We start from the raw sequence: 11,262 nt of genomic DNA on the forward strand, positions 1-11,262 counted from the left end.
GAGTGTGGCATTAAAGCGTTATCGCCGCCAGCCTTCTTGTTACGCGCGAAACCGTCTCAGACAGCGTTTTTTTTGATATTTCCCCCGGTAACATTCAGAAAAACACCCTATCATGCCCGCTCTTTCCTGCGCGTTCGCGCGCTTTTTAGATCCGTCTGAGTTCAGAGGCTAAAAACCATGTCATGGCAACAATTCAAACAGCAATACCTCGTTAAGTTCTGGGCGCCGCTGCCGGCGGTGATCGCCGCCGGTATCCTCTCCACCTACTACTTTGGCCTGACCGGCACCTTCTGGGCCGTCACCGGCGAATTCACCCGCTGGGGCGGGCAGCTGCTGCAACTGATGGGCGTGCATGCCGAAGAGTGGGGCTATTTTAAGCTTATCCACCTCGAAGGCTCCCCGCTTACCCGCATCGACGGCATGATGATTATCGGCATGTTCGGCGGCTGTTTTGCCGCAGCGCTGTGGGCCAATAACGTCAAACTTCGCAAGCCGCAGCACCGCATCCGCATCCTTCAGGCTGTTGCCGGCGGCATTATTGCCGGCTTCGGCGCGCGTCTGGCGATGGGCTGTAACCTCGCCGCGTTCTTTACCGGCATTCCGCAGTTCTCGCTGCACGCCTGGTTCTTTGCCATCGCCACCGCCATCGGCTCGTGGTTTGGCGCGCGCTTTACCCTGATGCCGATGTTCCGCATCCCGGTGAAGCTGCAAAAAGTCTCCAGCGCCTCGCAGCTCACCCAGAATCACGATCAGGCGCGCCGCCGCTTCCGTATCGGGATGCTGATTTTCGTCGGCATGATCGGATGGGCGCTGCTCACCGCCATGAATCAGCCGAAGCTGGGTCTGGCGATGCTGTTCGGGGTGGGGTTTGGCCTGCTGATTGAACGCGCGCAAATCTGCTTTACCTCGGCGTTCCGCGATATGTGGATCACCGGGCGAACCCATATGGCGAAGGCCATTATCCTCGGGATGGCGGTGAGCGCCATCGGCATCTTCAGCTACGTGCAACTGGGCGCAGAGCCGAAAATCATGTGGGCGGGCCCGAATGCGGTGCTGGGCGGTTTGCTGTTCGGCTTCGGGATTGTGCTGGCGGGCGGCTGTGAAACCGGCTGGATGTATCGCGCGGTTGAAGGCCAGATGCACTACTGGTGGGTCGGTCTGGGCAACGTGATTGGCTCGACGATCCTGGCGTACTTCTGGGACGATCTCTCCCCTGCCCTGGCCACCAGCTGGGACAAAATCAACCTGCTGAACACCTTCGGCCCGCTGGGCGGCCTGTTGGTGACTTACCTGATGCTGTTTGCCGCATTGATGCTGATTATCGGCTGGGAAAAACACTTTTTCCGCCGCAGCCGCACCGTTACCACTGAAACCGCGAAGGAGGGCGTATGAGCGCAATAGTCCCGGATTACCGTCTTGATATGGTGGGCGAGCCCTGCCCTTACCCGGCAGTGGCGACTCTGGAAGCCATGCCGAAACTTAAGAAAGGCGAGATTTTAGAAGTGATCAGCGACTGCCCGCAGTCGATTAACAATATCCCGCTTGATGCCCGCAATCACGGCTACACGGTGCTGGAAATCCAGCAGGATGGGCCGACCATCCGCTATTTGATCCGTAAATAGTTATCCTGCCCCGGGAGACGCGGCAATCGTCCGTCTCCCCTCAATTTAATCCCACTGAAAAATAATAGTTGTAGACCGGGATAGTCCGAAAACGGGCTATTTCTTGATATGATGTGACGTGCCGTCGGGTGCGTACGGCTAGAATTCACGGTTCACTTAATTCTGGAGCGTACGTTTGCAATGTCTGATTTTATTCTGTCACGGATTTCAGAAACCCTGGCCTCGGAAAATTCCCTGGAGGGCCTGGTCAGGAAACTGCTTGAGACCCTGGAAATCGTGACCGAGATGGATTCGACTTACCTCACCAAAGTCGAAGCGGAGCAAGGCAAGCAGCACATCCTGTTTTCACGCAACAGCAAAGAGATGAACATCCCCGAAGGGCTCACCGTCCCGTGGGGCGACACCTTATGCAAACGCGCCATGGACGAAGGCTGTCAGTACACCAACGATGTCGCCGCGCAGTGGGGTGATTCCGAAGCGGCAAAAGCGCTGGGCATCACCACCTACGTCAGCACGCCGGTACAGCTTGACGACGGCACGCTCTACGGTACGCTGTGCGCCGCCAGCTCTGATAAAAAAGAGCTCTCCGTGCGCGCCGAACATGTGCTGCGCCTGTTCGCCGGCCTGATCGCCCAGTACGTGCAGAAAGATTCCCTGCTGGAGCAGTTGCGCGAAGCCAACGCCGCGTTAATCGCCCATTCCTATACCGATGCGCTGACCGGCCTGCCCAATCGCCGCGCCCTTTTCAACAATCTCGACGCGCTGTTTTCCATCGCCCGCCATATGGAGCGCACGGTGATCGTGGCGTTTATCGATCTGGACGATTTTAAAGAGATTAACGATCTGTACGGTCATGAAACTGGCGACCTGTTTCTGCTCCAGGTGAGTGACCGCCTGTCGGCGGGCGTCACCCGGGACGATATCATCGGACGGCTCGGCGGCGACGAGTTCCTGGTGGCGGAGCTGGGCGGTAAAACAGATGAAGCGCAGGAAAAAATCGCCTCCGCGCTGAAGGCGCGCCTCAATGGACTGCTGGAAGGCAAATACTTCCTGAGGGATGTAGAGCTGAACTATGCGGGCGCCAGCATCGGCATTTACGTGGCGCAACCGGCTCAGGAAGATCCCGACAGCGCCCTGCGTAAAGCCGATGCCAGTATGTATCTGGATAAGAACGCGCGCAAACAGCATTAATACCGTCTTTATGCCGCCGTGGATTTCACGGCGGCACGGCTTATCAGAACCAGGCTTCCCACATTGCGCCGATGTTAAACGAATCTAACTGCTGATCGTCGGTGCCGTTGACGCGCGCGGTGCGCGCGTTGTCCACTTCCCCGCCGGTGACGTAGAAACGCAGCATTGGACGGAATTCCGGCCCCATGGCGATAGACACGTTCTGCGACAGCGTGACTTTCCAGCCGTTGTTGTCGCCGCCTTTGTCGTAATCAACCCGCTGATAGCCCGCTTCCAGCCAGGTGGAGTGGACATCGTTCCAGAAGTACATCGGACGGACAATCGCGCCATAGTTGCGGCGGTTGTCGTTGCCGTTTTTGCTGTTGTCGTAGTCGTGGAACGCCAGCAGGTATTCAATTTGCGCCTGTTGGGTGAATCGGTGAAGGCCCTCAAAGCTGGCGTACACCGTGGTCAGATCTTCAGTTTTGTTGTACACGCTGTTGTCGGAGTTGTCGGAATAGCGCGCAATGATTTTGTTCACGCCGCTGTCATTGGTATGGCTTAACACCACGCCGCCCTGCCAGGCGTTCATGCGCTGATCGTCGTCAACGGCTTTAGAGTCGAAGCCGTAGTTGCCGTACAGTTCGAGATCCAGCGGCCCAATCTTCATGCCGTGGACTTTCGATGTCACCGCATAGTTCCCCTTATCGCCGGTGCCGGAGCCGCCGGTACAGGTAATGCGCGACGGGTTGGCTTCGTCATCCATGACTTCCGGGCTACAGGACTCTACGGCAGCGACGGTGGCGAGATCGAACTGGACGCCGCCAATATCCAGGTTTTTGATCCCCGCGCCCTGCCCGTCGTGGTTCATCCAGAAGTAATCGTTAATGCCCTGTTGCGGACGCTGATGGAAGTCGCGACCGGCCCACAGGTAAGCGTTGGGATTCGAGGCGAACAGATTGGTGACCCCGGCATAGGCCTTTTTCAGGTTCACTTCATCGCCCCAGTGGTCGATCATCACGTTAACGTCCCAGATCGCGCCATTATCGCTTTTGAACGCTTTAGAGAGCTGGAATTCGCCGCCGTTGCCTTCATTGCCCAAACGACCAATCGCCGAGGCGCCGTTATAGGAACCGTCCACCGCAATATATTTCTGGTCGCCGGTCTGGAAATGCGCGCCGTAACGGGCGTAACCGCTAAATTTCACGCCGAACGGGATCGCCATATCCGGAGATTGCGCCGCCGTTTGCGGTTCGGTAATCACGTCGGCTTTTTTATTTACCGCTTCGTCAATTTTCGCCTGCCGTTCGGCCAGGGCTTTGTCCACCGCTTTAGCCACGATAGCGTCAATTTGCTCCTGGGTGAATTCCTGAGCCAGAGCAGAAATTGGGCAAAGCGCGGCGATAACCGCCATCGTTAATGGAAGTTTTTTAATGTTATTCATAATATTCTCGATGTAATTTTTAGTAATAACAGTCCCTGTTCTGGCAGAGATAGTGAACGCTGGCGCCAAAACAAGTTATTTATTATTTAAGGGTACAGAACGGTTAAAACATTCTCGTCACTCACACTCCGGGTAATATTTAAAACAACACTTAACGCTGATACAGATGCAATATTTCTTCGCACAGTTCACGGGCTAATAGCGAATTCATTAAGTGGTCCTGGGCGTGGACCATAATTAATGTCATCGGCTGTTTGGCTTCACCGGCGTCCTGTTCAATCAGTTTGGTTTGCATCCGGTGCGCCTGGCGCGAATAGCCGTCGGCTTCGCGCAGCAGGCTTTTCGCTTCGTCGAAGTTGCCCTGCCGGGCGGCGTGCAGCGCCTCAAAACACAGGCTGCGCGACTGACCGGCATTGACAATGATTTCCATCACCGCCTCTTCTAACACCACCATGATTATTACTCCTTATCAAAACCATTATTCGCGGAAACGGCGGCAAACCATTCCCCGCTGCGTTTAATTGTGCGCTGCTGGGTTGCAAGATCGAGCTGAATAAAACCGTAACGGTTTTTATAGGCATTGCACCACGACCAGTTATCAATAAAAGTCCACATATGATAACCCAGGCAGCGGCAGCCCTCGGTTATTCCTTTGTGTAACCACTGCAAATGGCCCGCGACAAAATCAATGCGATAGTGATCGTTAATTTGCCCGTCGTGAATAAAACGCTGTTCATTTTCCACGCCCATGCCGTTTTCAGAAATAAAGCAGCGCGGGTTGCCATAATTCACGCGCAGATTAGTCAGAATATCGTAAATACCCGGCTCATAAATTTCCCAACCGCGATACGGGTTCATTTTTCTGCCGGGCATTTCGTAATAATCAAACAACCACTCGGGCATAAACGGCGCGTCTTTATTGACTGCGCTGTCGCGGCATTTTACCCGGCGCGGCTGATAATAGTTCACGCCCAGCAAATCAATCACGCCTTCGCGGATCAGCGCGTTATCTTCCGGCTGGCAAACCGGCAGTTGATCGTACTCATTCAATACTGCCACCAGTTCGGCGGGGTATTCGCCGCGCAGCACCGGGTCGAGAAAGCTGCGGTTAAAGAACAGATCCGCGTACTCTGCGGCCTTCACGTCTGCTGGATTCTGCGAACGCGGGTAAGACGGGGTTAAATTCAGCACGATGCCGATTTCCCCGGCATAGCCGCCCGCACGGTACGCTTTCACCGCCGAAGCATGGGCCAGCACGGTATGCAACGCCACGGTGGCCGCGCGTTTGAAATCCACCACGTTGGGATAGTGGAAATCGTACAGATAGCCGCCTTCCACCGGCACAATCGGCTCGTTGAAAGTAAACCAGTGCAGTACCCGATCGCCAAACAAGTCAAAGCAGATTTGCGCGTAGCGGGTATAGGCGTCAATCACCTCGCGGTTTTCCCAGCCACCTTTTTCCTGCATCACCATCGGCATATCAAAGTGAAACAGCGTGATAAACGGGGTGATGCCCTGTTCAATCAGCGCATCAATGACCTGGTTATAGAACTCAACCGCCTGCGGATTGACCTCCCCGGTTCCGTCCGGGATCAGGCGCGACCAGCTTATCGAGGTGCGGTAGCTGTTGTGATTCAGCGTCTTCAGCAGCGCGATATCTTCCCGCCAGTTGCGGTAAAACGTTGAGGTGTCATCCGGACCCACGCCGTTGTGAAAGCGCCACGGCTGGGTGGCGAACCAGTGATCCCACGTGGTTTGCCCTTTGCCTTCTCGCAGGCTTTCCCCTTCGGTTTGCAGCGCGGAACTCGCGCTGCCCCACCAGAAATGCTCAGGAAAGGTGTATTTCATCGTTATCACTCCCGATATCAGTTGCTGTTGGCCGGTTCAGCCAGCGGCGCAGCGTTTTGCGCTTTCTGCTCTTCGTTTTTCATCAGCGAACGCTCATAGGCGCGCAGGAAAGGCAGATAAATCAGCGCCGACATCACCATACAAATCAGGCACATCACCACCGGGCTAAACGCCCAGTTCGCCGCCCATGAGGCGCCGATAGGCGCAGGCGTGGTCCACGGCGTCAGAGAAACCACTTGCGGCAGCCAGTCCAGACGGGTGGCGGTATAGGCCAGCACGGCGTTCACTAACGGTACGCAGACGAACGGGATAAACAACATCGGGTTCATGATGATCGGCGCGCCGAACAGGATCGGTTCGTTGATATTAAAGAAGCTTGGCACCACGCCCATTTTGCCGATAGTGCGCAGGTGCGCTACGCGGCTACGCAACAGCAGGAAGGCCAGCGGTAACGTCGAGCCCACGCCGCCGATCAGCAGATAGTGGTCCCAGAAACCCTGCAGGTATACATGGGGCAGTGCCGTGCCTGCCGCCAGCGCCGCCTGGTTAGCCGACAGGTTAGCCATCCAGAACGGGTTCATAATGCCGGTGACGATAAGCGAACCGTGAATACCTGCGAACCAGAAGATTTGGCACAGCAGCACCGACAGCAGAATGGCCGGTAAGGAATCGGACGCCGAGACCAGCGGCTCCAGCAGATGCATAATCGCCTGCGGAATGATCATGCCGGTTTGCGCTTCCACGAACAGGTTCAGCGGATGCAGGGTGCCCATTACCACAACCACCGGGATCAGGATCTCGAACGAACGCGCCACGCCGGTCGGCACTTCTTTCGGCAGGCGGATGGTAATGTTGTTCTGCTTCAGCCAGGCGTAAACGCGCGTGGAGTAAATCGCGGTGATCAGCGCAGTGAAGATCCCCTGTCCTGACAGATACTGGGTAGAGATTTTGCCGTCCGCATAGGGTGCCGCCACCAGCAGGAACGCCATAAACGCCAGCAGGCCGGACATCACCGGGTCGAGGTTAAACTGCCGCCCGAGGCTGGCGCCGATCCCCACCGAAATAAAGAACGTCATCACGCCCATGCTGAGGTTAAACGGCAGCATCAGCTGCTCGCGGTAGGTCTCGGAGAAATCCAGCCAGCCGCGGGCGAAACTGTTGGTGGTATCCGCCGAGAACGGCGGGAAGATAAATACCAGCATAAAGGAGCCGATGATCATAAACGGCAGCGCCGCGGTAAAACCGTCGCGGATAGCAATCACGTACTTTTGCTGCCCCAGACGCCCGGCCAGCGGGGTAATGGATTGTTCAATGACCGCAATCATTGACTGATAGAGTGAACTCATGGGAACCCCTTTATTTGTGCGCCGCTTCGATCAGCGACAGTGCGTAGTCGAGAACTTTATCACCGCGCTGCATCCCGTAATCCATCATATCAATAGGCTGGACCGGAATGCTGTGAGGTGCCGCTTTGGCTGACAGGGTGCCTAACATGTATTTCACCTGCGGCCCAATCAGAACCACCTGATAGTTTGGAAACTGCGTATCAAATTCGGAAACGCCAAAGGCGTTAATCTCTACCGCCAGGCCCCTTTCCTGCGCCACTTCTTCCATTTTCCGCACCAGCAAACTGGTAGACATCCCTGCGGAACAACACAACATAATCCTGACCATCCTGTGTACCTCAATATGTTAATAGTTATTTCATGGCTGATTGGACATCACACGGAAACCGGTTTCCATTTCAAAAAACCAGAAGTGTGATTGCTATCAAAATAATCAGAATAACAAGCACTTTCTTTAGCTCGCCGTCACAGTTTTGCTGTGAAAAAGGGATCTCTGGCGTCCAAATGGAAAATCGGTTTCCATCAAAAACGGAAACGGCTATACTGCGGATGGTGATTATTTGCGCTACAGGTTTTATCAGGATTTACAGGCTGCATTTGTGCCTGTCAGGGGAAAAAGATGTCAACAATCAACGATGTATCACGTTTAGCTGGGGTGTCGAAGGCCACAGTGTCACGGGTGTTGAGTGGTTCGCGCGGGGTCAAGGAAGCCAGCCGCCTGGCGGTGCTAAAAGCCGTGGACGAACTGAATTATCGGCCAAATGTCATTGCGCAGTCGCTGTTAAGCCAGTCGACCGGCTGTATCGGCGTAATTTGCGCCCATGAAAATATCAACCAGACCACCAGCTATCTGTACGTGCTGGAAAAACATTTAAGCCAGCATCAAAAGCATCTGCTGCTGCGATTTGCCAACACGAAAAGCGCCGTCCTGCACGCGCTGGAAGAGCTGAACTGCGGTCTGTGTGATGATATTTTAATTATCGGCGCGCGCTTCCCGCTGGATATCGACCAGGAGAATGTGATTCTGGTGGACTGTATGGAAGCGGAAAACGTCAACAGCATTCAGTTCGACCACGCCTTCGCGGCGGAAACGGCCTGTAATTACCTGATAAGCCAGGGGCGGCGGCAAATCGCCATGATCCAGCCTCAGGGCAGCGGCTTTGCCGATCAGGTGCTGCTGGGCTATAAACATGCGCTGGAGAAAAACTTCCTGCCCTTTAACCGTAATCTGGTGTTTCTGGAAGCCGCCTCCTCTTCCGTGGCGTTGCAGGAATTGCTGAACAACGCCGCCACGCTCAATTTCAATGCGCTGATGGTCGCGGATGAGCATGAAGCGCAGCACATCATCCCCCAGTTGCAGGCGTTTAATAAATCCGTACCGGACGACATTATGGTGTTCAGCCTTGGCGGGTCGTTACAGCTGCCTGGCGTGCCGGTCATTCCTGCTATTGAATACCCCATCGAAGCGATGGCGGTACGCATCGTGAACTGGTTAACGGAAAAAACCCATGACATGCTGGGCACGCAGTTGATGCGCGGCGATCTGTTTATTCCGGATGTGCGCAGGAAAATGAGCCGTTAAGACGGCAAGATAAAAACCCCGGTGCCCCGGGGTTCGATTCTTTACACCAACAGCGCGTGATTAACAGCGATCTTTATCGATCCCCAGGCGCTTCATGCGGGCCAACAGCGTGGTGCGCTTAATACCCAACCGCTGCGCGGCCCCTTTGGCCCCGGCAATCACGCCGTTGCACTCTTTCAACACCCGTTTGATACGCTGGATCTCATCTTCGCCTTCACGGGCGATATCCGTTTCAGGCGCCTCTGTCTGGCTTTGCGCCGGGTCGCTAAAGGCCATTTCCGACAGGGAGAGTTGCAGGACATTGCCGCGCGTCAACAATACCGCACGCTCAATCACGTTTTCCAGTTCGCGCACATTACCCGGCCATTCCATCTTGCTCAAAATACGCAGCGTGTCTGCCGGGATACTCTCGATATTGCGCCCTAAGCGGCGGGCGATCTTAAAGGTAAACGCCTTCACCAGCAGCGGGATATCCTCCGGCCTTTCACGCAGCGGCGGTAAAAAGATCGGGAACACGTTCAGGCGATAATAGAGATCGCTGCGAAACTCACGATCGGCCACCATCTGCTTTAAATCGCGGTTAGTGGCGGCAATCAGCCGCACGTCAGTCTGGATAATTTTATTGCTGCCGAGACGTTCAAATTCCTGTTCCTGCAACACCCGTAGCAGCTTCGGTTGCAGATCGAGAGGCATATCCCCCACTTCGTCCAGGAATAGCGTACTGTGGTCGGCCAGCTCGAAGCGTCCAATACGCTGGGCACTCGCGCCGGTAAATGCGCCGCGCTCATGGCCGAACAAATCACTTTCCAGCAGGCCCGCGGGCATGGCCGCGCAGTTCATTTTTACCATTCGGCGATTATTGCGGTGGCTGAGATTGTGGATAGCGCGGGCGATCAACTCCTTGCCGGTGCCCGTCTCCCCGAGGATCAGCACCGTGCTGTTACTGCGCGCCACCATTTCGACCTGTTTCATTACCGTCATCATGGCGTCGCTGCGGCCAATGATTTCACCAAAGTCAGCGCTGACATTATTAATTTGCTCGGTCAGCGCCAGGTTCTCATCCACCAGCCGCTCTTTTAGCCGATTAATTTCCTGCCATGCCAGCGCGTTATCAATCGCAATCGCAATGCGTTCAGCGATCTGGCGCAACAGTTTTAAATTAGCGGCGGTGAAAGTATGCGCTTCGCACTGCGCCAGTTTCAGTACCCCCAGCATTTTATCGCCGTAAGTTAACGGAAACAGGCACAGCGTTTGGATCTGGTTATTCCACATGTCAAACAGCATCCGCTCGTAGGGAGCATGGTGTTCCTGATGGTGGAGATTCAGTAACAGCATCTCTTTACTGTTGAACACCCGCTCAGAAAGGGTGCCCTTTTCATCCAGCTCGCTCTGGGTTGAAATCGGCGCGCTTTTCTCAACGTAATGCGTGGAATAAATGTTGAGTTTCCCTTTGCGCGGGCTGCGCAGCACAATGCTGATTGAATCGATATTAAAATTGGTGTGGATTTCGCGAGAAATTTCGCTCACCAGCTCATCCAGATCCAGTTTCGACAATACCGCATTGGTGATAGCCACCAGCAGGCGGAAATCATCCCGTTCACGGCATAACAGGGCGTAGTTATCGCTATTCACCCGGCGCGTTTGAATATGTTCTGCCACTACGCTGATGATTTGGGTCAGCGACTGGAGACGTGAATATTCTTTTTCGCTCCAGGGCCGATCGACGTCACGGATAAATTCGCAGCCGCCGAAAATGCGCCCTTCCGCCGCCAGCGGCAGAAGCGTGTAGTGGCCAAATGGCGGATAAAGATCGAGCTTGCCAAGCTGCGGCCAGGTCTCGATAAATTCATGGTACTGGCAGTGCAACGCTTCGGGGCGCGATAACACCCGGCGAACCGGGCCATTGGCCAGCACGGTTTCATCTTCGTAACGAATGCCCTCTCCCTGCCCGTCTACGCTGAAAAAACAGACCCTTGGCTGATGCGGATGGCACAGCAAAAGATTAACCTGCTCCGCAAGTCCTGTCTGATTGATATGCAGACGCACCGCGTTCACCAGTGCGCACATATCGGGCTGTTGCAATAACGTGCGGGCGATATCGAACAGACCTTGTTCGGCGGCATCGCCCATTGGGGTATACGACATTTAGCTTATCCAGAAATCAAAACAGTCAACAGGCCATGGGGAGGCTGTCATCGCCTCCCATGGCCCCAAAAAAACTTAACAAATTCGCGGCAGCGGTTCGGAAAA

General features: G+C 55.0%; 10 protein-coding genes. 4 read left to right on the forward strand and 6 right to left on the reverse strand.

Translation table 11 applies throughout. The annotated features are described in order from the left end of the window. The first annotated feature begins 177 nt into the window (after nt 1–177). The 3 genes from yedE to GV764_RS18605 all read left to right on the forward strand — a co-directional run bounded on the left by yedE (nt 178) and on the right by GV764_RS18605 (nt 2,813). Complete coding sequence (gene yedE / locus GV764_RS18595; RefSeq protein ID WP_161661413.1) at nt 178–1,392, forward strand: selenium metabolism membrane protein YedE/FdhT; 1,215 nt, start codon at nt 178–180, stop codon at nt 1,390–1,392. After that, nucleotides 1,389–1,622: a sulfurtransferase-like selenium metabolism protein YedF gene (gene yedF, locus GV764_RS18600; protein ID WP_161661414.1), complete on the forward strand. Its 234-nt coding sequence runs from the start codon at nt 1,389–1,391 to the stop codon at nt 1,620–1,622. The genes yedE and yedF overlap by 4 nt, the downstream gene beginning before the upstream one ends. 180 nt (nt 1,623–1,802) lie before the next feature. Next, entirely contained in the window at nt 1,803–2,813 is a 1,011-nt protein-coding gene (locus tag GV764_RS18605; RefSeq protein ID WP_161661415.1) for a sensor domain-containing diguanylate cyclase, read from the forward strand. A gap of 43 nt (nt 2,814–2,856) precedes the next feature. Here GV764_RS18605 and GV764_RS18610 read toward each other — a convergent pair whose 3' ends face one another. From GV764_RS18610 to GV764_RS18630, 5 genes are all read right to left on the reverse strand, one after another. Beyond that, a complete protein-coding gene (locus GV764_RS18610) occupies nt 2,857–4,236 on the reverse strand; it encodes a carbohydrate porin (protein ID WP_161661416.1) in 1,380 nt (459 codons plus the stop codon). Between the two features lie 151 nt (nt 4,237–4,387). Next, a complete protein-coding gene (locus GV764_RS18615) occupies nt 4,388–4,690 on the reverse strand; it encodes a PTS lactose/cellobiose transporter subunit IIA (protein WP_201743255.1) in 303 nt (100 codons plus the stop codon). Between the two features lie 5 nt (nt 4,691–4,695). Beyond that, on the reverse strand, nt 4,696–6,084 hold the full coding sequence (locus GV764_RS18620; protein ID WP_161661417.1) for a glycoside hydrolase family 1 protein: 1,389 nt from the start codon (nt 6,082–6,084) through the stop codon (nt 4,696–4,698). Between the two features lie 17 nt (nt 6,085–6,101). Beyond that, entirely contained in the window at nt 6,102–7,430 is a 1,329-nt protein-coding gene (locus GV764_RS18625; protein WP_161661418.1) for a PTS sugar transporter subunit IIC, read from the reverse strand. A 10-nt stretch (nt 7,431–7,440) separates the two neighbouring features. Then, complete coding sequence (locus GV764_RS18630) at nt 7,441–7,758, reverse strand: PTS sugar transporter subunit IIB (RefSeq protein ID WP_161661419.1); 318 nt, start codon at nt 7,756–7,758, stop codon at nt 7,441–7,443. A gap of 291 nt (nt 7,759–8,049) precedes the next feature. Between GV764_RS18630 and GV764_RS18635 the strand changes: the two genes are divergently transcribed. Next, nucleotides 8,050–9,012, forward strand: coding sequence for a LacI family DNA-binding transcriptional regulator (locus tag GV764_RS18635; protein ID WP_161661420.1), 963 nt, complete (start codon nt 8,050–8,052; stop codon nt 9,010–9,012). A 60-nt stretch (nt 9,013–9,072) separates the two neighbouring features. Here GV764_RS18635 and flhA read toward each other — a convergent pair whose 3' ends face one another. After that, entirely contained in the window at nt 9,073–11,157 is a 2,085-nt protein-coding gene (gene flhA / locus GV764_RS18640; protein WP_161661421.1) for a formate hydrogenlyase transcriptional activator FlhA, read from the reverse strand. Nucleotides 11,158–11,262 lie beyond the last annotated feature (105 nt).

This window comes from Atlantibacter hermannii (assembly GCF_009907385.1).
GTDB classification, from domain to species: domain Bacteria; phylum Pseudomonadota; class Gammaproteobacteria; order Enterobacterales; family Enterobacteriaceae; genus Atlantibacter; species Atlantibacter hermannii_A.

Bases quoted from the DNA above. Each gene is read 5' to 3' on its own strand.
- yedE (WP_161661413.1), top strand. From the start codon at position 178: ATGTCATGGCAACAATTCAAACAGCAATACCTCGTTAAGTTCTGGGCG.
- yedF (WP_161661414.1), top strand. From the start codon at position 1,389: ATGAGCGCAATAGTCCCGGATTACCGTCTTGATATGGTGGGCGAGCCC.
- GV764_RS18605 (WP_161661415.1), top strand. From the start codon at position 1,803: ATGTCTGATTTTATTCTGTCACGGATTTCAGAAACCCTGGCCTCGGAA.
- GV764_RS18610 (WP_161661416.1), bottom strand. From the start codon at position 4,236: ATGAATAACATTAAAAAACTTCCATTAACGATGGCGGTTATCGCCGCG.
- GV764_RS18615 (WP_201743255.1), bottom strand. From the start codon at position 4,690: ATGGTGGTGTTAGAAGAGGCGGTGATGGAAATCATTGTCAATGCCGGT.
- GV764_RS18620 (WP_161661417.1), bottom strand. From the start codon at position 6,084: ATGAAATACACCTTTCCTGAGCATTTCTGGTGGGGCAGCGCGAGTTCC.
- GV764_RS18625 (WP_161661418.1), bottom strand. From the start codon at position 7,430: ATGAGTTCACTCTATCAGTCAATGATTGCGGTCATTGAACAATCCATT.
- GV764_RS18630 (WP_161661419.1), bottom strand. From the start codon at position 7,758: ATGGTCAGGATTATGTTGTGTTGTTCCGCAGGGATGTCTACCAGTTTG.
- GV764_RS18635 (WP_161661420.1), top strand. From the start codon at position 8,050: ATGTCAACAATCAACGATGTATCACGTTTAGCTGGGGTGTCGAAGGCC.
- flhA (WP_161661421.1), bottom strand. From the start codon at position 11,157: ATGTCGTATACCCCAATGGGCGATGCCGCCGAACAAGGTCTGTTCGAT.